Consider the following 20,635-nt stretch of genomic DNA (forward strand, 5'->3'; position numbering starts at 1 on the left):
GGGCGCCGACCCGGCGGATCAGGCGGCGGGCGGATTTGCGATGCTGGCCTGGGCGCGTTTCTTCGTCACCGCCTCGCGCCAGGCGATGAAGCTGACCGCCCCGAGGATCAGCCCGCCACCACCGACCACCCAGATGTCGGCTGGCTCGCCAAAGACCAATGCGCCCAGAAGCGTCGCCCAGACCAGTTGCAGAAAGGTGACCGGCTGGGTCACCGCCACCGGGGCGGCGGCAAAGGCCAGTGTCATGGTGTAATGGCCCGCAGTGGCAAAACAGGCGACCGCGAACAGCAGGCCCAGCTCTGGCACAGTCGGCGTCACCCAGACCGCCAATGCAAAGGGCGCAAGGCCAATGGTCACAAAGACCGACAGCATGGCCACCACCACCGCCGGGCTGTTGCTGCCAACGGTGAACTTGGCAATCAGGTAGGACGCGCCAAAGGTGATCGCGGTGAACAGCATGGCGATATGACCGGGGGAGATCTCGCGGAACCCCGGCCGCAGAATGATGAGCGCCCCCACCAGCGCCACCGCAATCGCCGAGATGCGGCGAAAGGCCAGCTTCTCGCCCAGGAACAACGCCGCCCCCAGCGTCACGTAGACCGGCGACAGGTAGTTCATCGCCGTGACCTCGGCCAGCGGGATCTGGGTCATGGCAAAGAACCACAGGATCACCCCGGCGGTGTGTACCACGCCGCGCCCGGCAAACAGCGCCCAGAGCCGCGGCGTCAGCTGTGCGCGGCGCAGCGCGCCGATCATGGGGATCAGAAATACGAGCCCCAACAGATAGCGCAGAAAGGCGCTTTCAGCGGGCGGGATGCGGTCGCCCAGATGTTTGACCAGCGCCGTGACCGCGACAAAGCACAGCCCCGTCACCACCATCCAGAACACACCGCGCAGCGGGCTTTGTGTTCTGTCACTGACGGGTTGGGCGGGGCTTTTGCGGCTGGCGGCGGTGTGGGTCATGACTGGACAGAACACCCATTCGGTCGTGGAGACAAGGCTTCACATGTGAATTACTTTTGACAGTCGTGGGCTGGACCTCTGCTGCCCTCGTCTTGCCGGGCCGCGGTCACGAGACCTGACCGGCGTCGGCAGTCAACTTTCGCCGGACAGAATGGCGCCGCGCGGGCCGTCACATCAGCAACAGCTTGGCGGCGATCGCCCACATGGTGAGGCCAACGATGGCGTCCAGAACCTGCCAGGCGCGCGGGCGGGCAAAGACCGGCGCCAGCAGGCTGGCACCATAGCCCAGGCTGAAGAAAAAGGTGAAGCTGGCGATGGCCGCCCCGGCGGCAAAGACCATGGGCTCTGGGTATTGCGCCGAGATCGATCCCAGCAGCACCACCGTGTCCAGGTAGACATGTGGGTTCAGCCAGGTCAGCGCCAGCACCGTCGCCAGCACGGGCAGCAGCGCCGCGCCGACGCCCTCGCCGCTGCTGTCCAGCGTCTCGCCGCCGCGCCAGGCCGACCGCAGGGCGCGCGCGCCGTACCAGAGCAGAAAGGCAGCGCCGCCGAGCCGCATCGCGGTTTCAAACCACGGCAGCGCCAGCGCCAGCGAGCCGAAGCCCAGCACCCCGGCGGTAATCAGCACCGCGTCAGAGGCCGCGCAGGTGAGGCAGATCCAGAACACGTGCTGACGGCGCAGCCCCTGGCGCAGCACAAAGGCGTTCTGCGCCCCGATCGCCATGATAAGGCTGAGACCAAGGGCAAATCCGGCGATGAGGCTGGGGGGCATGGCGGGCTCCTGTGGGGTTGTCGGGTTTGACTAGCCGCCCGCGCCCGATTAATCCAGTTAAAGAGATTTAGGCCAGATTAGGACTTCTAATGCTGATGGACCCCAGCCAGTTGGCGGCGCTGAGCGCGGTCTTGCGCCTTGGCTCCTTCGAGGCGGCGGCGCAGGCGCTGGCGGTGACGCCCTCGGCCATCTCGCAGCGGATTAAGGCGCTGGAGGAGCGCATTGGCACCGCGCTGGTGCGCCGGGGCGCCCCCTGCACCGGCACAGCGGCGGGGCGGCGGATTGCCAAGCACGCAGAGGACATCGGCCTGCTGGAAGCGCAGCTGGCGCGCGAGCTGGCGCTGGAGGGCGGCCAGGGGCCGGTGCGGCTGCGGGTGGCGGTCAATGCCGACAGCCTGGCCAGCTGGTTCATTGACGCAATGGCGGCGGTGGACGGCGTGCTGTTTGACCTGGTGGTGGACGATCAGGACCACAGCGCCGACTGGTTGCGGCGCGGCGAGGTCTCGGCGGCGGTGACCGCCAGCACCCGACCCGTGACCGGGTTCGAGGCCTACCCCCTGGGCGCGCTGAACTATGTCGCCACCGCCAGCCCGGCCTTCATGGCGCGCTGGTTTGCTGACGGGGTCACACCAAAGGCGGCGGGCCGCGCGCCCTGCCTGATCTTCAACGCCAAGGACAATCTGCAAACCCTGTGGCTGGCGCGGAACGTGGCTGCCGGGCTGACGCCGCCCGCGCATTTCCTGCCTTCGACCCAGGCCTTTATCGATGCGGCGGCGGCGGGGCTGGGCTGGGGCATGAACCCGCTGGAAATGGTGCGCGCGGACATGCGTGCGGGGCGGTTGGTGCCGTTGATCCGCGACACGGCGCTACCGGTGCCGCTGACCTGGCAGGTGGCGCGGGTGATGGCGCCGGCCCTTGCCGATCTGACCCGTGCCGTGCAGACTTCGGCGAAACGGTACCTGGCCCAGGGCTGAGGACGCCCCCGTTAAAGGAGTTTGTCGCATCGCCAGAGAGACGCGCGGCCACCGTCGCCGGAAGTTTCACGGTCTCGGGCCGATATTTCCCCCGGTGTCTCCCCCCGTTCGCCGCAGGCGCCGGGAATGAACGCGCCAGCCGACTCTCTGCTGGGGTGCCTCGTCCGGCAGCTGTTGCTGCCAAGGGCGGCGGTTTTTCTGGGTTGGCTGGCGGCGCTGCACTGGCTGCATCTGCCCAAGGGCCTGGTGCTGGCCCTGATGGCGGCGGATGCGCTTTTGCTGCTGTGGCAGGCGCGCGCGGTGCTGCGCGGCACGGACGCGCATGTGGCCAGCACTGGCGCCATGGCCCCGGTCTGGGGCAGCTATCTGCTGGTGCTGCTGGCGATCTTTGTCGCGCCGGTGCTTTGGTGGGATGCCCTGCTGAGCGCCCGCTTGGACGACTCCCTGCCCTACGCCGAACAGCGCCGCCAGGCCCGCGAGGCGCTGTACCGGCTGAGCCTGACAGAGGACGGGCGCACCCTGGTGCTGGAGGGCGAGATCACCCACGGGCTGACCCGCCGGATCGACGCGCAGCTGGCCGCGACCCCCGGCCTGCGACGCCTGCGGCTGACCAGCCCCGGCGGGCTGATTTATGAAGCGCGTGGCGCGGCGCGGCTGATCGAGCAGCACCGGCTGGACACCGAGGCGGCGGGGCTGTGCGCGTCAGCCTGCACGCTGCTGTTTGCGGCTGGCCACCACCGCCGACTGGCACCGGGCGGGTCGCTTGGGTTTCACGGCTATGGTCTGATGTTCGAGGGCGGGTTGCCGCAGGTGGACCTGCGGGCGGAACAGCGGCGCGACCTGGCGTTCTTGCAAAAGCAGGGTATCGATGCGGATTTCGCCCGCCGCGCCCTGGCGGTGGACCACCGCGGCCTGTGGCGTCCGACCCCGGCCGAGCTGCGTGCGGCAGGGGTTGTGACCGACGGCCTGCCCTGAGGGGGCGCTGCCCCCGCCGCAGGCGCGGCGCCCCCGGAGTATTTCCATCCAGAAAGAAACCGGAGCCGCGCCCGGAGCCGCAGTGGCTGGCCCGACAGGCCCCCACGCATGAAAAAGGCAGCCGCAAGGGCTGCCTTGTCTTGATCGGCGGGGGACGTGGATCAGAGCTGCGCCATGACCTCGTCGGACGCCTCGAAATTGGTGGTGACGCGCTGCACGTCGTCGTCATCCTCCAGCGCGTCGACCAGGCGCATCAGCTTCTGCATGCCTTCGAGGTCCAGCTCGGTGGTGGTTGTAGGCTTCCAGACCAGCTTGGTCGACTCGGACTCGCCCAGTTCGGCCTCCAGCGCGTTGGACACCTCGTTGAGGTCGGTGTCGGCGCAGTAGATGATGTGGCCGTCCTCGGAGCTTTCGACATCTTCGGCGCCGGCCTCGATCGCGGCCATCATCACGGTGTCGGCATCGCCCACGGCGGCGGGATAGGTCACCTCGCCCTTGCGTTCGAACATGAAGCCGACGGACCCGGTTTCGCCGAGGTTGCCGCCGTTCTTGGAGAAGGTGGAGCGCACAGTGGAGGCGGTGCGGTTCTTGTTGTCGGTCATGGTCTCGACGATCACCGCGACACCGTTGGGGCCATAGCCCTCATAGCGGATTTCGTCATAGTTCTCCGCATCGCCGCCGCTGGCCTTCTTGATGGCGCGCTCGATCACATCCTTGGGGACGGATTGCGACTTGGCTTCCTTGACCGCCAGGCGCAGGCGCGGGTTCTTGTCGGGATCGGGGTCGCCCATCTTGGCGGCCACGGTGATCTCCTTGGCCAGTTTGGAAAACAGTTTGGACCGCGCCGCGTCCTGACGGCCCTTGCGGTGCTGAATGTTTGCCCATTTTGAGTGGCCTGCCATGGTGCATCCTTGCTGCTGAATATCCGAATTGGCGCCCATATAGCCCGTGCGCGCCCCTGCTTTCAAGCACGCAGGCCCGCAGCCCCCCTTGCTGCGCGCCGCGCAGCGACTAAGGTGACGGAATGACACTTGATCAAACCATTCTGTTTTCACTGTTTGCTGCCGTTTTTGCCCTGCTTCTGTGGGGGCGCTGGCGTTATGATCTGGTGGCTTTCGCCGCGTTGATGGCCGGCGTGGTGCTGGGGGTGGTGCCTGCCGAGGACGCCTTTGCCGGGTTTGGCCATCCGGCGACGCTGGTGGTGGCGCTGGTGCTGATCGTCTCGGCCGGGCTGGTGCGCTCGGGCGCGGTGTTCCTGATCACCCGCACGCTGGTGGACAGCGCCCGCGGGCTGGGCGCGCATATTGCGCTGATGGGCGGTGTCGGGGCGGTGCTGTCGGCCTTCATGAACAACGTGGCGGCGCTGGCGCTGCTGATGCCGGTGGACATCCAGACCGCGCGCAAGGCGGGGCGCGCCCCGGGGTTGAGCCTGATGCCGCTGTCCTTTGCCACCATTCTGGGCGGCATGGTGACGCTGATCGGCACGCCGCCCAACATCATCATCGCCGCCATTCGCGAAGAGCAGCTAGGCGCGCCGTTCCGCATGTTTGATTTTGCCCCGGTGGGCGGCGTGGCGGCGGTGGCGGGGCTGGCCTTTGTGGCGCTGGTCGGCTGGCGGCTGATCCCGGCGCGGCAGAATGCGGCCGGGGCGTCGGAGGCGCAGCTGGCCCCCTATATCGCAGAGCTGACCGTGGCCGAAGACTCAGCACTGATCGGACGGCGGCTGGGGGAACTGGATGAGGAGGCCGAGAAGGCGGATGTTGCCATTCTGGGGCTGATGCGGGACGGCAAGCGGATGTACGGGCGTGGGTCTTCTGCCACCCTGCGGGCGGGCGACGCGCTGGTGATCGAGGCCGAGCCGGAGGCGCTGGACGAGTTCCGCAGTGCCCTGAAGCTGGATTTTGCCGACGCCGCCCGGCAGGAGAAACTGGCCGCCGCAGGCGAAGGCCTGGACCTGTTGGAGCTGGTGGTGCCGGAGACCGCCCGCATCAACGGCCGCAGCGCCCAGTCGGTTGGCCTTGCCTGGCGCCAGAACACGGTTCTGCTGGGGATCTCGCGGCAGGGCAAGCGGCTGACCCGGCATGTGCGCCAGAGCCAGATCGAGGCGGGAGACATCCTGCTGCTGCTGTGCCCGCGCGGACGCAGCAATGACGTCACCGAATGGCTGGGCTGCCTGCCGCTGGCGGAACGCGGGCTGTCGGTGACGGCAGATGACAAGACCTGGGCCGCGATTGGCCTGTTTGCGGCCGCTGTGCTGGCCGCCTCTGTGGGGCTGTTGTATCTGCCGGTGGCGCTGGGGCTGGTGGCGATTGGATATGTGCTGTTGAAGATCCTGCCGGTGGCGGAGATCTATGACCATGTGGAATGGCCGGTGGTGGTGCTTTTGGGGTCGATGATTCCCCTCGGGGCGGCGCTGGATGCCTCTGGCGGGACAGCGCTGATCGCGGGCGCGCTGACCGGGCTGACAGCGGGCCTGCCGGTCTGGGCGGTGCTGACGGTGTTGATGGTGGTCACCATGACGCTGTCGGATGTGCTGAACAACACTGCCACCGCAATTGTTGCCGCCCCGGTGGCGATCCAGATGGCCGATGCCCTGCAGGTGTCGCCGGATCCATTCCTGATGGCGGTGGCGGTGGCGGCCTCCGCGGCCTTTCTGACGCCAATCGGACATAAGAACAACACGCTGGTTCTGGGGCCTGGCGGGTACCGTTTCGGCGACTACTGGCGCATGGGGCTGCCGCTGGAGGCGCTGGTGATCGCGGTGTCGATCCCGGCTATCCTGTTGTTCTGGCCTTTATAAGACGCACCCCATCTGGCCTCCGGCGACAAAAATTTTGGCTAACGTTTTGCCAAGACCTTTCAAAAGGGTCGTGCCGCCGCTACCGCGGACTGCCCTGCCCGTGCGGTGTCCACCTTCAATGCCTGCGACGCCAGCGCGATTGCGGTCGCCCCCGCCAGCACGGTGACCAAGAAAACGTTTCTGAAATTCATCTGCTGCCCTGTTCTTGTCTTGCTTTGCAACACAATGCGCAGGACGCGCAGAAGTTCCCCCATAGGGCGACGACAGGATCAGAGCGGCCAGAAAACCGGGATCAGCAGCGAGGCGAGCAGGCCCACCGTCAGGTTCAGCGGAATGCCGACCCGCAGGAAATCGGTGAACTTATAGCCGCCGGGGCCATAGACCAGCATGTTGGTCTGATAGCCGATCGGGGTGGCAAAACTGGCCGAAGCCGCCACCATCACCGCCACCACCAGCGGTCGCGGGTCCACCCCCATGGCCTGCGCCAGGCCGATGGCAATCGGTGTCACCACCACGGCCACGGCATTGTTTGAGACCAGCTCTGTCAGCACAGAGGTCAGAAGATAGACCGCCCAGACCAGCAGGACGGGCGGCAACATGGACAGTCCCGGTGCCAGCGCATTTACGATCAGGCTGACCGCGCCGGAGCTTTCCAGTGCAGCACCGATGGCCAACATTGAAAAGATGAGCGACAAGAGCCGCCCGTCGACAAAGGAAAACGCCTCATCCGCGTCGATGCAGCGGGTGACGAAGACCAGCGCCACGGCAAACAGCGAGAGCATCAGGATCGGCGCGACACCGAAAGCGGCCAGCACAACGATGGAGAACAGCGCCACGATGGCAATCGGCGCATGGCTGCGGCGGTAGGCGCGCTGGGTCGGCTGCGAGACATCGGCCAGCTCCATATCCGCCGCCAGACGCTGGATGTCGGCGGGCGCGCCCTCCAGCAGCAGGGTGTCGCCAACCCGCACCACCAGATCCTCCAGCTGCACGCCGATATTCTGATTGCGCCGATGCACCGCCAGCGTATAGACGCCGTAGCGCCGCCGCAGGCGCATGGCGCCGAGGCTGCGGCCCACCATGCGGCAGCCGGGGGTGATCAGCACCTCCACCGTCTGGGTCTCCACCGCGGAGACCTGGTCCACCCGTTTCAGCTCCTTGTTGGACTGCAGGCTCAGCAGCTCCGTCATTCTTGTACGCAGGACGACCCGGTCGCCGACCTGAAGCTCCACCCCTTTGAGGTTGCGGCGCAGCGAATCGTCGCCGCGGATCACGTCGATCAGCCGCACGCCGGGGCGTTTGAACAGCTGCACGCCGGTGACTTCGCGGCCAATGAGGTTGCTTTCGGGCGGGATCACCGCCTCGGTGAAGAATTTCATCTTGGATTTGTCGCTGAGCATCGCGGCCATGCTGTCGCGTTCGGGCAGCAGCCGCGGCGCGATGAAGCGCAGGTACACCATGCCATAGACAACCAGGATCAGCCCCAGCGGCGTGACCTCGAAAATGGTAAAGGGCGCCAGCCCCTGAGCCCGCGCCACACCGTCGACCAGAAGGTTCGTGGACGTGCCGATCAGCGTCAGCGTGCCGCCCAGAATCGCCGCATAGCTCAGCGGGATCAGCATCTTGGAGGCGGAGACATTCAGCGTGCGGGCAATCTGGATGAACACCGGGATCATCACCACCACCACCGGCGTGTTGGAGACCACCGCAGAGGCCGCCACCACAAAAGCCATCAGCAGGGCCACCGCCAGCCGGGGGCTGACCTCGGCCTTTTTCTTGGCAATCTGGGTGAAGGCATCCAGCGCCCCGGTGCGCACCAGCGCGCCCATAATGATGAACATTGCGGCAATGGTCCAGGGCGCCGGGTTGGACAGCACCGGCAGCGCCTGCTCGTAGGGCAGCACGCCGGTGGCCAGCATTGCGGCAACACCGGTGAGGGCAACCACCTCTGTCGGGTAGGTTTCGCGCAGGAAGGCCAGGAACATGGCCAGCACGATGACAATTGCCACCACGGCGCTGCCGGTATCACCAGAGAGGAAAAACTGCATGTACTGTGACTATGCCCATGTTGTTGTCGGCAGCGGTGTCGCAGCCGCAGGCGCGCGGCCACTGCGCAGTTTCCCCGAAACCGGGTGGCTGGGCAAGACGTTCAGCACGCCTTGGGGCCAGAGACCGGTATCGGGGATCTTTTTCAAGAATTCCTTATCCCGGCAGAACAGAAGCGGCGACCGCGCCCGTTTACCAGTGCCGCGGTCCGCATCAGGGGGCGGCCTCTTGCAGCAGCCCGCCGTTGCGCACCATGCGAATCTGCTTGGCAGCACCGGTGCGGTCGTCGGTTTCGACAAAGACGCCGGACAGCGTCGCCGCGCCATTGGCCGGGGTGAAGCGCGCCTTGGGCATGCCGGTCAGGAAGCGGCGCATCGGTTCGGCCTTGTCCATGCCGATGACAGAGTTGTAGTCCCCGCACATGCCCGCATCGGTCAGATAGCCGGTGCCCTCGGACAGGATCTGCGCATCCGCGGTCGGCACATGCGTATGGGTGCCCACCACCAGCGACGCGCGGCCGTTGCAGAAATGCCCCATCGCCATCTTCTCGGAGGTGGCCTCGCAATGCACATCGACGATGATCGCCTGCGCCAGCCCGCCGCGGGGATGCGATTTCAGCACGGCCTCCAGCCCGCCGAAGGGATCGTCAAAGGCCCGTTTCATGAACACCTGTCCCAGCACCTGCACCACGAGCACCTTGCGCCCGCCCGGCGCCTGAAACAGCCGGTATCCGCGCCCCGGTGCGCCCTTGGCAAAGTTCAGCGGCCGGATGACGCGCTGTTCCTTTTCAATGAATTGCAGCATGTCCTTCTGGTCGAAGGCATGATCGCCCAGCGTCAGGCAGTCAACGCCCGCGTCCAGCAGCAGCTTGGCGTGTTCGCCGCTCAGCCCCATGCCATTGGAGGCGTTTTCGCCATTCACCACAACAAAATCGAGCCGCCACTCGTCGCGCAGACGCGGCAGGGTTTCGGTGATGGCGCGGCGCCCGGCGCGGCCCATCACATCGCCAAGAAACAGAATTCGCATCCGCGGGTGGTACGCCGATGCGCCCGCCAGAACAAGGCCCGCGGCGCGCGCACAAAACTATTCTGAATGGTTTTGCCAAGATTTTTCACAAAAATCTTGGGGCGACGCGGGGCTCAGCGGCTGAATTGCAGGATGCGGCTCTCCGTCACCAGCATGTCCAGCGGCTGGTCGGTGGGCTCCAGCGGCAGATCGTCCGCCTCCTGCGCATCAAAGGCAAAGCCAATCGCCAGCGTCGCCCGCTTGCGGCGCAGCTGCTCCAGCGTGCGGTCATAGAAGCCGCCGCCATAGCCCAGCCGCCCGCCCTGCTCATCGAAGGCCACCAGCGGCACGATCAGGATTTCGGGCTCCATGAAGTCATCAACCTGCGGCACCATGGCGCCAAAGGGGCCTTCACGCAGCGCGCCCTCCGGTTGCCAGCGGCTGAACTTCAGCGGTAGCCCCGCCCCCATGATGACCGGCACGCCCACCGGACCATGGGCCGCCGCCTCTGCCATGGCGGGGCGGGGGTCGATCTCGGTGCGGATTGGCAGAAAGCCCGACAGCGGCACGCCGCGATAGCCCGCCAGAACTTCTGACAGGTGGCCCGCGGCGCCGGGGGTGTTGCGGTCAAACGCAGCCTTGCGGCGGGCAAAGGCGGCCTTGCGGGCGGTGGCTTTGCGTTCACTCAGATCGGCAGGGTTGGTCATAACGCGCTCCTACAGCAAGACAGCCGCGGCCAGGCCGAGGAAGGCAAAGAAGCCCACCACATCGGTCACCGTGGTGACAAAGGCCCCCGAGGCCAGGGCCGGGTCAATTCCGCTCTTCTCCAGTACAACCGGGATCACGGTGCCTGCCAGCCCCGCCACGACCATATTGACCACCATCGCGACGGCAATCACGCCGCCCAGCGCCGGGGAGCCGAACCAGATCAGCCCCACCAACCCCATCGCCACCGCAAAGATCAGCCCGTTGACCAGCCCCACCAGCACCTCACGCCGGATCACCCGCCAGACGTTGGAGCCGGTCAAGTCGCGGGTGGCAATAGCGCGCACCGCCACCGTCAGCGACTGGGTGCCCGCATTGCCGCCCATTGAAGCAACAATCGGCATCAAGACCGCCAGCGCCACGATCTGCGCAATCGCCGCCTCGAACTGGGCGATCACGAGCGAGGCCATCACCGCCGTCACCAGGTTCACCGCCAGCCAGGGGAATCGGCGCTTGGTGGTCTCGATCACCCGGTCAGCCAGCGAGCTTTCCTCGCCCACACCGGCCAGACGCAGGATGTCTTCTTCGTGTTCCTCGTCCAGCACCGCCATCGCGTCGTCGATGGTGATGACCCCGACCAGCCGCCCCTCGCCGTCCACCACGGGGGCCGAAATGAGGTGATACTGGTTGAAGGCGTAGGCCACGTCTTCCTCGTCCTGATCGGCGGGGATGACCTGAAAGGTGTCCTCCAGCAGGTCGGTCAGCGGCACCTCGCGTTTGGCGCCCATGATCCGGCCAAGGGTGACATTGCCCACCGGATGGGTGCGCGGATCGACGATCACCATGTGGTAGAACTGCTCTGGCAGGCCCTCGGATTCGCGCATGAAATCAATGGCCTGCCCGACATTCCAATGCTCCGGCGCCATCACCACCGCGCGTTGCATCAGGCGCCCGGCAGAGTTCTCCGGGAAGCTCAGCGACTGTTCGACGGCAACCCGGTCGGCATCCTCCAGCACATCGAGGATGGCTTCCTGCTGCGGCTCCTCGAGGTCCTCCAGCAGGTCGACCACATCGTCGCTTTCCAGCTCTCGCACCGCGTCCGCCAGCACCGAGGGGGTCAGCGTGGCGATCACCTCCTCGCGGATGCTTTCGTCCAGTTCCGACAGAATCTCACCGTCGAACTCGCGGTCATAAAGCCGGATCAGCCGCGCCCGGTCCGCCGAGTCGACCTGTTCCAGAAGGTCGGCGATGTCCGCTGCGTGCAAATGCTCCAGCAGGCCGGTCAGTTGCTGCTGGTCTCCCTGTTCCACCGCCAGCAAGACCTGCGTGACCAGCTGGCGGTCCAACTCGTAGGCGTCCTCGACGGGCGTTTCGCCGGTGATATTGTCGCCGCTGCTCATCTGGCACCCCCAGAACTCTTGTGAATATCTGCAAAATAGAAGAAGCGGTTACCGGAAAACAATGACAATGGCATAATTTACCGGAACTGATGCGCCGGGTACCCTGCATCCGGCGATTTGGCAAGAAAGGCTGCGACGATGAGCACGGAAACGATCCTGAAGGGCCAGGTGCTGAGTTTTGACGGCTCTCCGTTTGCGGGAGGGCGGCCCGAGGACGCCTGCCGGATCGACGAGGCCGTGGCGCTGCGCGATGGCAAAGTGGCCGCGGTGGGGACGCTGGCGGCGCTGCGGGCGGACATGCCGCAGGCCCCTGTCAGCGACCATGGCCCGCGGCTGATCCTGGCCGGATTTGTCGACGCCCATGTGCATTACCCGCAGACCGCCATCATCGCCAGCTGGGGCAAGCGGCTGATCGATTGGCTGAACAGCTATACGTTCCCCGAGGAGGAACGCTTTGGCGATCGCGCCTACGCCGATGAGATCGCCGCCCGCTATCTGGATCTGACGACGGCGCATGGCACCACCACGGTGGCCAGCTACTGCACCATCCACCCCGAAAGCGTGGAGGCGTTTTTCGCCGCTGCGCAGGCGCGTGGGCGGCGGGTGGTGGCGGGCAAAACCTGCATGGACCGCAATGCCCCCCCCGGCCTGCAGGACACCGCGCAAACGGCGCATGACCAGTCGGCGGCGCTGATTGCGCGCTGGCACCGGGTGGACCGGCTGGAATACGCCATCACGCCACGGTTCTCGCCAACCTCCACGCCAGAGCAGCTGGAGGCGCTCGGCGCCTTGTGGGCGCAGCATCCCGACTGCCTGATGCAAACCCATCTGAGCGAGCAGACCGACGAGATCGCATGGGTGAAATCGCTGTTCCCGCAGGCACGGGACTATCTGGACACCTATGAGGAGTTCGGCCTGCTGGGCGCGCGCGGTCTGTATGGCCACGCCATCCATCTGGAGGAGCGCGAGCGCCACCGGCTGCGCGACTACGGCGCGGCGCTGGTGCATTGCCCGACGTCGAACACCTTTATCGGTTCCGGCCTGTTCGACCTGCACGGGCTGATGGCAGAGGGGCAGCGCATCGGCCTTGCCACCGACACCGGCGGTGGTTCCAGCTTTTCCATGCTGCGCACCATGGCGGCGGCTTATGAGATCGGCCAGTTGCGCGGCACGCCGCTGCATGCGGCGCAGCTGTTGTGGCTGGCGACCCAAGGATCGGCCACGGCGCTGCGCATGCAGGACAAGATCGGCAACATCGCACCCGGCATGGAGGCGGATTTGGTGGTGCTGGACCTCGGCTCGACCCCGGCGATCGCGCAGCGCAGCGCCCGCGCCGAGGATGTTTGGGAGGCGGTGTTCCCGACCCTCATGATGGGCGACGACCGCGCGATTGCCGAGGTCTGGATCGGCGGCCGCCGGGTGTAGGGAGAGACGCGGGCGCGCCTCTGCCCTCGGCATTGGGTATTTTCAGAAAGATGACGCCAGCGCCTGCGCCAACCTGCCGTGGCGTTCGATCAGCTGCGGCAGGTCAAGCGTGGTGATCTCGCCGCCGCGGATGATCTGCTTGCCCTCGACAAACAGGTGTTTGACCTGCGTGGGACCCGCCAGCAGCAGCGCCGCCGGATCCCAGCTGCCGCTGGAGGCGATGCCGGTGGTGTCCCAGACGGCCACGTCGGCGCGTTTGCCCGGTTGCAACCGACCGCAGTCAGGACGGCCCAGAACATCGGCGCCGCCGCGGGTGGCGATCTCCAGCGTTTCATAGGCGCTCATCGCGTCGGCGCCATTGGCCACCCGTTGCAGCAGCATGGCCTGCCGGGCCTCGGCGCTGAGACTGGCCATGTCGTTGCTGGCGGAGCCGTCGACGCCCAGCCCCACCGCAACACCCGCGTCCCGCATGGCGCGCACCGGCGCGATGCCGCTGCCCAGGCGACAGTTGGAACAGGGACAATGCGCCACTCCGGTTCGGGTTCTGGCAAAGAGATCAATCTCTTGCACATCGAGTTTGACGCAATGCGCGTGCCAGACGTCGTCACCAGTCCAGCCCAGTTCCTCAGCGTACTGGCCGGGGCGACAGCCGAATTTCTCTTGGGAATACGCGATGTCCTCGTCGTTTTCGGCCAGGTGGGTGTGCAGCATCACCCCCTTGTCCCGCGCCAGCAGCGCCGCATCGCGCATCAGGTCGCGGCTGACCGAGAAGGGCGAGCATGGCGCCAGGCCGACGCGGCACATGGAGCCTTCGGACGCGTCGTGAAAGCTGTCCACCACCCGGATCATGTCGTCGAGGATGGCCCGTTCATCTTCGACCAGGCTGTCGGGCGGCAGGCCGCCGTCACTTTCGCCGATGCTCATGGCGCCGCGGGTCGGGTGAAACCGCAGGCCGATCTCGCGGGCGGCGTGGATCGTGTCCTCCAGCCGGGAGCCGTTGGGGTAGAGATAGAGGTGGTCGGAGCTGAGCGTGCAGCCCGAGAGCGCCAGTTCCGCAAGGCCGAGTTGGGCGGAGGTGAACATCTCATCCGGGGTGAAGCGGGCCCAGATCGGGTAAAGCCGCTGCAGCCAGCCGAACAGCAGCGCGTCCTGCGCCCCCGGCACCGCGCGGGTCAGGTTCTGGTACAGATGGTGGTGGGTGTTCACCAGCCCCGGGGTCACCACGCAGCCGCGGCCCGAAACGATCTCGCCCGCCGTCTGCAGCCCCTGCCCGACACACGCAATCTGGCCGCCGCGGATCAGCACGTCGGCACCGTGCAACACCCGGCGGGCATCGTCCATGGTCAGGACGGTATCGGCATTTTGAATCAGGATTTCTGCCGTCATCACACACTCCTTTTGACAGCCCGCTTCATAGGAATGTGTGGAGCGCGGTGGAAAACGGGACAAGAACCGCGCCGCCCCACAATATGGGGGGCACGCGGGCTTTTCAAGCCGCTCAGCCGCCGTTCAGAAGCGCTAGCGCCGCACGGTGCAGCTCCGGAGTGGCGGCGGCGATCACCTGGCCGCCGTCATGCACCGGCCCGCCCTGCCAGTCCGTAACCAAGCCGCCTGCGGCCTGGATTACAGCAATCGGGGCCTGGATGTCATAGGCGTTGAGGCCTGCCTCGATCACCAGATCCACCTGCCCCGCCGCAAGCAGCGCATAGGCATAGCAATCCATCCCGAAACGGGTCAGCCGCACGCGGGCGGCGACGCGCTCAAAGCCTGCCCGCTCGGCGGCGGTGCCGACCTCTGGGAAGGTGGTGAAGAGGATGGCCTCCTCCAGCGCGGCTGTTGTGCGGGTTTTCAAGGGCGCTTGCCCCAGCGGGCCGGTCATGAAGGCCGCACCCGGACCGCCGCAGAACCGCTCGCCGGTGTAGGGCTGGTCGATCACCCCCAGGAAGGGGCCGCCCGCGTCACCGAGCGCGATCAGCACGCCCCAGGTCGGGGTACCACTGATGAAACCGCGGGTGCCGTCAATCGGATCCAGAACCCAAGTGCGCCCGGAGGTGCCGACGGTTGTGCCAAATTCCTCGCCCAGGATGGCATCCTGCGGGCGCAGCTCCGCCAGCACGGCGCGCATCGCCTGTTCGGCGGCGCGGTCTGCCACGGTGACCGGGTCAAACCCCTGTGCCAGCTTGTTTTCAGCTGTCAGACTGGTGCTGCGGAAATGCGGCAGGATGGCGGCGCGGGCGGCGTCTGCCATTCTGTGCGCAACGTCAAGATCGGAGATGTCGGCCTGTGTCATGCTGAAACGGGTGCCATCCGGAGGCGACCATTGCAAGTATAAATGCGCAGGCGCACAGGCGCCGAGGGTCTGCCGCGCAGAGCAAGCCGGACCCCACAGATCAGTGGGCGGTTTTCTGTCATAGTTTGTCTTTGCAGGCCGGTTTTCACCCCGCCCAACAGCCCTGCGCCCATGACCGTCGGGATGTCTGGCTGTCGCCCCCTAGGCCCGTTTGGCGAACGACTATCACGGAACAGCACCCTTGGTGCTGCTCCGTGTCGGATTTATTCGGGCCGACCAGGTTCCGGGCGATCAGGCTGCGTCGCTCAGTACGCGGGCCAGTTCGAACAGGCGGCGGCGCTGGTTCTCCGGGATCGCATAGTAGGACCGCACCAAGTCCAGTGCTTCCTTGTCCCCCATCAGATCCTCCGGCACGGCGGGCTTGTCGCCGGTCGCCTTGTCCTCGTCCTGCAAACCTTCGAAAAAGAAGCTGACAGACACCTCAAGCGTGTCCGCGATGTCCCAGAGCCGGGACGCGCTGACCCGGTTGGCACCGGTTTCATACTTTTGAATTTGCTGGAACTTGATACCGACCTGTTCGGCCAGCTGCTGCTGTGTCATACCAATCAGCCACCGGCGGTGGCGAATGCGCTTTCCCACATGCACGTCAACGGGATGAGCCATGCGTTTCTCCTAAATCTGTAAATCCGGTTGCATCCCGGATCACCTCTACCATCAAACCAGGTTCGGCAGCGCCTAAATCCTGCCGGAAACACGGTTCCCCATCAGGGCAATCCAAGCTCAACCTCCAAGTAAAAGTGTACAACCATTGCGATTGATTGCAAGAACGCAAACGCCCCGTGCGCAAATCGCACACCCAAATGATTGATTTCCCCTGCCATTTTTTAAACGTTTTATTGACAGGTAACTGTAGATCCGGCCCCTCCCCAGAAATAGCGAGGTGAAGCTGCCTGTGATACCCACCCAATGTGGTCGGCGAATCACCCTGATTCCCGCACAAGCTGAGGAGACGACATGCAGGCATTTCAGGTGAACAGCTTTGACAGCCCGGCGGTCCTGACCGCGCTCGCCGCCCCCCGGCCCGGCCCCGGCCAGGTCGCGGTCGCCTTGCGCGCCTGCGGGTTGAACTTTGCCGATCTGCTGATGCAGACGGGCCAGTATCAGGACACGCCCAAACCGCCCTTCACCCTGGGGCTGGAGGCCGCGGGCGTTGTCACCGAGCTGGGCGCGGGCGCCGAAGGGTTCGCGCCGGGCGACCGGGTGGCGGTCTTTGCAGGTGCGGGCGGTCTGGCTGAGGTCGGGGTATTTGACGCGGCGCGGCTGATCCACATCCCCGACACAATGCACTTTGAGCACGCAGCAGCGATGCAGATCGCCTATGGCACCAGCCACATCGCCCTGGACCACTGTGCGCGACTGCAACCGGGCGAGACGCTGCTGGTGACCGGTGCAGCCGGCGGTGTCGGGCTGACCGCGGTGGAGATCGGCAAGCTGATGGGCGCCACGGTGATCGCCCAGGCGCGCAACCGGGCCAAGCTGGAGGTCGCCGCCGCCGCCGGCGCCGATCACCTGATCGACGCCGAGCAGGATCTGCGCCGCGCGGTCAAGGATCTGGGCGGTGCGGATGTGGTTTATGACGCCGTGGGCGGTGACGTGTGGACCGCTGCTTTCCGCGCGGCCAACCCCGGTGCGCGGCTGCTGCCGATCGGATTTGCCGGCGGCGCGGTGCCGCAGATCCCGGCCAATCACTTGCTGGTCAAAAACCTGACGGTGATCGGTTTCTATCTGGGCGGCTACATGAAAATCCGGCCCGAAGTTGTGCGACGCTCCTTCGAGACGCTGTTTGCTTGGCACGGCGAAGGCCGCATCAAGCCGCATATCAGCCATTGCCTGCCGCTGGCCTGCGCTGACGAGGGGCTGGAGCTCCTGCGCAGCCGCGCCTCCACCGGCAAGGTGGTCATCACCATGGGCGCCGACACCTGAGGCCGGGCGCGGGACCCGGCCCTGCGCCGCTCGGGCCTAGCTCGCGACCCGCAGCGGCACCGAGCGCATGGTTGAAAAACCCTGCCGGATCAAGCTGGCCAGTTCCTCGACATAGGGCGCGCGCACCTTGTCGCCGCCATAAAGGTTGATGTGCTGCCCCGGCAGTTCCGGCAGCGCACCGCCGTGGTCGATCAGTTCCTGATGCGGCGGCTGGGTGCCTTCCAGCAGAACCCCCACCGCCAGATCAGCGCTGACCGTGGCCTCGACCGTGCGGTCGGATTCACTGTCGAGCGCCATCTCCCATTTGCGCCCCGCCGCATCCAGCGCCGCCGTCGCCACCGAGCGGAAACTGCAGTTGCGGCAGAACCCCAGCCGCAGCGGCCGCTGCCGCCAGGCCGAACCGTTCACCGCCCCGACCCAGCGCAGCGGCATTTTGTGAATGGTCTCGCTGCCCGGCTCGGCGCCGGTTTCGGTGGTCAGGATCAGGTCCAGCCTGCCACGGGAGAAGCCGTCCTTCAGCTCGCGGGTGTTGGAGGTCAGCAGATTGACGTTCACCCGCGGGAAGCTGGCGTTGAACCGCTGCAACACCTGCGGGATCGCCGGGTAGACGATGTCATGCGGCACGCCGAGGATCACCTCGCCCTCGTACGCCTGATCGGTAAGCCGCCCGATCACCTCGTCGTTCAGCGCCACCATGCGACGGGCATAGGCCAGCAGCTGCTCGCCCGAAGCGGTGAGCGCTATGCCGCGCCCGGAACGGTCCAGCAGGTTCAGCCCCAGCACGTCCTCCAGCCGCTTGAGCTGCATCGAGACCGCCGATTGGGTCAGGTGCAAAAAGCCCGCCGCCCGCGTCACGCCGCCATGGTCCGCCACCGCTACAAAGGAGCGCAGCGTGGTTACATCGAGATTTCTAGCCATCACAACACCTGATGCTTGCCATCAAAAACATTCGTTTTGAAAATATGACAGAGGACGGCATATATATCAACATAATTGATCGCCCCAAAGGTAAGCATCACAAACCCCACTGAAGGACCCGTCGCCATGACCCACGCAACAGCCTCTCGCCCCGCCTGCTGCACCCCGCATAAGCCGAAGCTTTCGCTGTTCAGCCGCCTGCGCCTGTACATGGCGGTCCGCCGCCAGCGGGACCACCTCGCGGCACTGGACGACCGGGCCCTCAAGGACATCGGGCTGACCCGCGCCGAAGCCGAGACCGAGGCCGACCGCGGTTTTTGGAGCGCACCGGCCCACTGGCTGCGCTGAGCTGCCGAACCGACCGTTCCCCGGTTTTCCACGGGCTGCCTGCGGGCGGCCCGTTTGCTTGGTTTTTCATGTATTTCTTTGCCGGAAATACTTGAACAGCAACGCCGTTGCCCCGATATTCAACGAGAAAGCTGCGGCTGGCGTCCCCGGACCCGTGTCGGCAGCGAGGGAGTAGATTACGGAGACCACCTGAGATGGCACAATTCGACACCATCCGCTCTGCCGCCGGCGCCAGCGCCGCGCAGATCGATGCGGGCCTACGCGCCCACATGAACAAAGTCTACGGAACCATGGCCGTGGGCACGTTCATCACCTTTCTGGCCGCCTGGGCCATTTCCGGGCTGGCCGTAACCGCTGACCCGGCGAATGCCGTGGCCCAGCTGAACAGCGACAAATATCTGACCAACATCGGCTATGCGCTGTACGCCTCGCCGCTGAAGTGGGTCATCATGTTTGCCCCGCTGGCCTTTGTGTTCGGCATCGGCGCCGCTGCCAACCGTATGTCCGCGGCTGGTGTGCAGCTGCTGTTCTACGCTTTTGCCACCGTTATGGGCCTGTCGATCAGCTCGATCTTCCTGGTGTTCACCGGCGAAAGCATCGTGCAGGTGTTCCTGATCACCTCGATCGCCTTCGCGGGTCTGTCGCTGGTTGGCTACACCACCAAGAAGGACCTGTCCGGCATGGGCGCCTTCCTGATCATGGGTCTGATCGGCCTGATCGTGGCCTCGATCGTCAACATCTTCCTGGCCTCCTCGGCCATGGCGTTTGCGATCTCGGTCATTGGTGTGCTGATCTTTGCAGGCCTCACCGCCTATGACACCCAGCGGATCAAGAACGACTACCTGCAGCACGCCCACATGGGCGACCAGGAATGGCTGGCAAAATCCGCCATCATGGGCGCGCTGAGCCTGTATCTGGACTTCATCAACATGTTCATGATGCTGCTCCAGCTGCTGGGCAATCGCGAATAAGCGACCCAGACAATCCAGACACAGCGGGGGCGGATCTGAGAGGATCCGCCCCTTTTCCGTTTTGGCGGGGACGACGACAAGAAAGCAGTTTTGAGATGCAAATCGTTGATATTCCCGCAACCGGAGCCGACCGGTTGCTGCCGTTGCTGAAGGACCTGCACGCCCTGCATGCGGCGCATCAGCCGAGCCGCCACCTTGCCGCCCCCGCAGAGACAGAGCTGTCGGCGTGGCTGACGGGCTGGCTGGCGGAGGACGGCGTCACCGCGCTGGCGGCGGAAAGCCCGCAGGGCGCAGTGCTGGGCTATGCGATCTACCAGACTGAGGCGCGCCCGGCGCTGCCGGTCCGCGCCGCGGAGACCCGCGCGATGCTGCACCATATCGCGGTGAGCGAGAACTGGCGGCGCATGGGCGTCGGCAAGGCCCTGGTGCACGCGGTGCGCACGCGCGCCCTGGCCGCGGGCGCGACGGTACTGGCGACAACTTACGCGCCGTTCAACACCGCCTCTGCCGGGCTGATGCAGAGCATGGGGCTGGAACCGGTTCTGACCATGGCCGAGTGGCGGGCCTGACCTTCGCCCCCTCTTGCGACGCCAGGCGCGCGATCAGCCGTCGGCGGGCAGCGGACACGCCACCCCGGCCGACAGCGCAAGGGTGCCCCGGGCCCCGGAGATCCGCACAACGTCGCCCGCAGGACGGCAGCCCGTAAGCTCGGTCACCAAGGCCTGGAACTGCTGATCGCCGATCTGCGGCAGGGTTGGCAGCAGGCTGCCCTCAGCAGCGCTGAGAACGGCCGTTCCTGCGCCTGCGGCCTGCATCACCGCCAGCGTCAGTTTTCGCCCCATCAGGCGCAGCGCCTGACGCTGCACCGCCCCCGTGTCGCCGTCCCTGGCAGCTGCTGGCGGGGCCGCGTCGGAAGCCGCGGTTGCCGCCAAGGTCCGAACAGAGACCAGTGGTGCCAACGGTACCGCGATGCCGGGCTGAAAAGAACTGGACACCGGCGCCCCGACCACTGCCAGAAGCGTTGAAATGAGTAAAACCCGCACCGCACATCCCCCCGAAT

The 20,635-nt window shown here is 65.9% G+C and carries 20 protein-coding genes; 8 read left to right on the plus strand and 12 right to left on the minus strand.

The annotated features are described in order from the left end of the window. Window positions 1-18: 18 nt before the first annotated feature. Together AC0IPL_RS04460 and AC0IPL_RS04465 are read right to left on the minus strand one after the other, a co-directional pair. Window positions 19-963 carry a DMT family transporter gene (locus tag AC0IPL_RS04460; RefSeq protein WP_474272445.1) on the minus strand — a complete coding sequence of 315 codons (945 nt, stop codon included), beginning with the start codon at window positions 961-963 and terminating at the stop codon, window positions 19-21. Between the two features lie 169 nt (window positions 964-1,132). Then, entirely contained in the window at window positions 1,133-1,735 is a 603-nt protein-coding gene (locus tag AC0IPL_RS04465) for a LysE/ArgO family amino acid transporter (RefSeq protein WP_474272446.1), read from the minus strand. Between the two features lie 89 nt (window positions 1,736-1,824). On the opposite strand from AC0IPL_RS04465, the gene AC0IPL_RS04470 reads away from it, so the two are divergent. Further along, complete coding sequence (locus AC0IPL_RS04470) at window positions 1,825-2,709, plus strand: LysR family transcriptional regulator ArgP (protein WP_474272447.1); 885 nt, start codon at window positions 1,825-1,827, stop codon at window positions 2,707-2,709. A gap of 126 nt (window positions 2,710-2,835) precedes the next feature. Continuing rightward, a complete protein-coding gene (locus tag AC0IPL_RS04475) occupies window positions 2,836-3,684 on the plus strand; it encodes a COG3904 family protein (protein WP_474272448.1) in 849 nt (282 codons plus the stop codon). A 161-nt stretch (window positions 3,685-3,845) separates the two neighbouring features. On the opposite strand, the gene AC0IPL_RS04480 is transcribed toward AC0IPL_RS04475, so the two are convergent. Continuing rightward, window positions 3,846-4,586, minus strand: a complete 741-nt coding sequence (locus tag AC0IPL_RS04480) for a YebC/PmpR family DNA-binding transcriptional regulator (RefSeq protein WP_474272449.1) — start codon at window positions 4,584-4,586, stop codon at window positions 3,846-3,848. A 122-nt stretch (window positions 4,587-4,708) separates the two neighbouring features. On the opposite strand from AC0IPL_RS04480, the gene AC0IPL_RS04485 reads away from it, so the two are divergent. Next, entirely contained in the window at window positions 4,709-6,484 is a 1,776-nt protein-coding gene (locus AC0IPL_RS04485) for an SLC13 family permease (protein ID WP_474272450.1), read from the plus strand. A 269-nt stretch (window positions 6,485-6,753) separates the two neighbouring features. Here AC0IPL_RS04485 and AC0IPL_RS04490 read toward each other — a convergent pair whose 3' ends face one another. The 4 genes from AC0IPL_RS04490 to mgtE all read right to left on the minus strand — a co-directional run bounded on the left by AC0IPL_RS04490 (window position 6,754) and on the right by mgtE (window position 11,640). Then, the gene (locus AC0IPL_RS04490; RefSeq protein ID WP_474272451.1) at window positions 6,754-8,532 is read right to left on the minus strand and encodes an SLC13 family permease; all 1,779 of its coding nucleotides are present in this window, start codon (window positions 8,530-8,532) and stop codon (window positions 6,754-6,756) included. 211 nt (window positions 8,533-8,743) lie between these two features. Then, a complete protein-coding gene (locus tag AC0IPL_RS04495) occupies window positions 8,744-9,556 on the minus strand; it encodes a TIGR00282 family metallophosphoesterase (RefSeq protein ID WP_474272452.1) in 813 nt (270 codons plus the stop codon). Window positions 9,557-9,669: 113 nt separating this feature from the next. Beyond that, window positions 9,670-10,242 carry a 5-formyltetrahydrofolate cyclo-ligase gene (locus AC0IPL_RS04500; protein ID WP_474272453.1) on the minus strand — a complete coding sequence of 191 codons (573 nt, stop codon included), beginning with the start codon at window positions 10,240-10,242 and terminating at the stop codon, window positions 9,670-9,672. A gap of 9 nt (window positions 10,243-10,251) precedes the next feature. Further along, window positions 10,252-11,640 carry a magnesium transporter gene (mgtE, locus tag AC0IPL_RS04505; RefSeq protein ID WP_474272454.1) on the minus strand — a complete coding sequence of 463 codons (1,389 nt, stop codon included), beginning with the start codon at window positions 11,638-11,640 and terminating at the stop codon, window positions 10,252-10,254. Between the two features lie 138 nt (window positions 11,641-11,778). On the opposite strand from mgtE, the gene guaD reads away from it, so the two are divergent. Further along, on the plus strand, window positions 11,779-13,065 hold the full coding sequence (gene guaD, locus AC0IPL_RS04510) for a guanine deaminase (RefSeq protein WP_474272455.1): 1,287 nt from the start codon (window positions 11,779-11,781) through the stop codon (window positions 13,063-13,065). A gap of 42 nt (window positions 13,066-13,107) precedes the next feature. Here the strand turns inward: guaD and AC0IPL_RS04515 are convergent, their stop codons facing one another. The 3 genes from AC0IPL_RS04515 to AC0IPL_RS04525 all read right to left on the minus strand — a co-directional run bounded on the left by AC0IPL_RS04515 (window position 13,108) and on the right by AC0IPL_RS04525 (window position 16,018). After that, window positions 13,108-14,451, minus strand: coding sequence for an 8-oxoguanine deaminase (locus AC0IPL_RS04515; RefSeq protein WP_474272456.1), 1,344 nt, complete (start codon window positions 14,449-14,451; stop codon window positions 13,108-13,110). 112 nt (window positions 14,452-14,563) lie between these two features. Next, window positions 14,564-15,355: a histidinol-phosphatase gene (hisN, locus tag AC0IPL_RS04520; RefSeq protein ID WP_474272457.1), complete on the minus strand. Its 792-nt coding sequence runs from the start codon at window positions 15,353-15,355 to the stop codon at window positions 14,564-14,566. A 291-nt stretch (window positions 15,356-15,646) separates the two neighbouring features. After that, the gene (locus AC0IPL_RS04525) at window positions 15,647-16,018 is read right to left on the minus strand and encodes a helix-turn-helix domain-containing protein (RefSeq protein ID WP_474272458.1); all 372 of its coding nucleotides are present in this window, start codon (window positions 16,016-16,018) and stop codon (window positions 15,647-15,649) included. A 351-nt stretch (window positions 16,019-16,369) separates the two neighbouring features. Between AC0IPL_RS04525 and AC0IPL_RS04530 the strand changes: the two genes are divergently transcribed. Beyond that, a complete protein-coding gene (locus AC0IPL_RS04530; RefSeq protein ID WP_474272459.1) occupies window positions 16,370-17,338 on the plus strand; it encodes an NADPH:quinone oxidoreductase family protein in 969 nt (322 codons plus the stop codon). A 36-nt stretch (window positions 17,339-17,374) separates the two neighbouring features. Here the strand turns inward: AC0IPL_RS04530 and AC0IPL_RS04535 are convergent, their stop codons facing one another. Continuing rightward, window positions 17,375-18,256: a LysR family transcriptional regulator gene (locus AC0IPL_RS04535; RefSeq protein ID WP_474272460.1), complete on the minus strand. Its 882-nt coding sequence runs from the start codon at window positions 18,254-18,256 to the stop codon at window positions 17,375-17,377. Window positions 18,257-18,382: 126 nt separating this feature from the next. On the opposite strand from AC0IPL_RS04535, the gene AC0IPL_RS04540 reads away from it, so the two are divergent. From AC0IPL_RS04540 to AC0IPL_RS04550, 3 genes are all read left to right on the plus strand, one after another. After that, on the plus strand, window positions 18,383-18,604 hold the full coding sequence (locus AC0IPL_RS04540; protein ID WP_474272461.1) for a DUF1127 domain-containing protein: 222 nt from the start codon (window positions 18,383-18,385) through the stop codon (window positions 18,602-18,604). A gap of 194 nt (window positions 18,605-18,798) precedes the next feature. Further along, window positions 18,799-19,575, plus strand: a complete 777-nt coding sequence (locus AC0IPL_RS04545; RefSeq protein ID WP_474272462.1) for a Bax inhibitor-1/YccA family protein — start codon at window positions 18,799-18,801, stop codon at window positions 19,573-19,575. A 95-nt stretch (window positions 19,576-19,670) separates the two neighbouring features. Continuing rightward, window positions 19,671-20,144, plus strand: a complete 474-nt coding sequence (locus tag AC0IPL_RS04550; RefSeq protein ID WP_474272463.1) for an N-acetyltransferase family protein — start codon at window positions 19,671-19,673, stop codon at window positions 20,142-20,144. Between the two features lie 33 nt (window positions 20,145-20,177). Here the strand turns inward: AC0IPL_RS04550 and AC0IPL_RS04555 are convergent, their stop codons facing one another. After that, a complete protein-coding gene (locus AC0IPL_RS04555; RefSeq protein ID WP_474272464.1) occupies window positions 20,178-20,570 on the minus strand; it encodes a hypothetical protein in 393 nt (130 codons plus the stop codon). Between the last annotated feature and the right edge of the window lie 65 nt (window positions 20,571-20,635).

Source organism: Leisingera sp. SA32, from assembly GCF_056033425.1.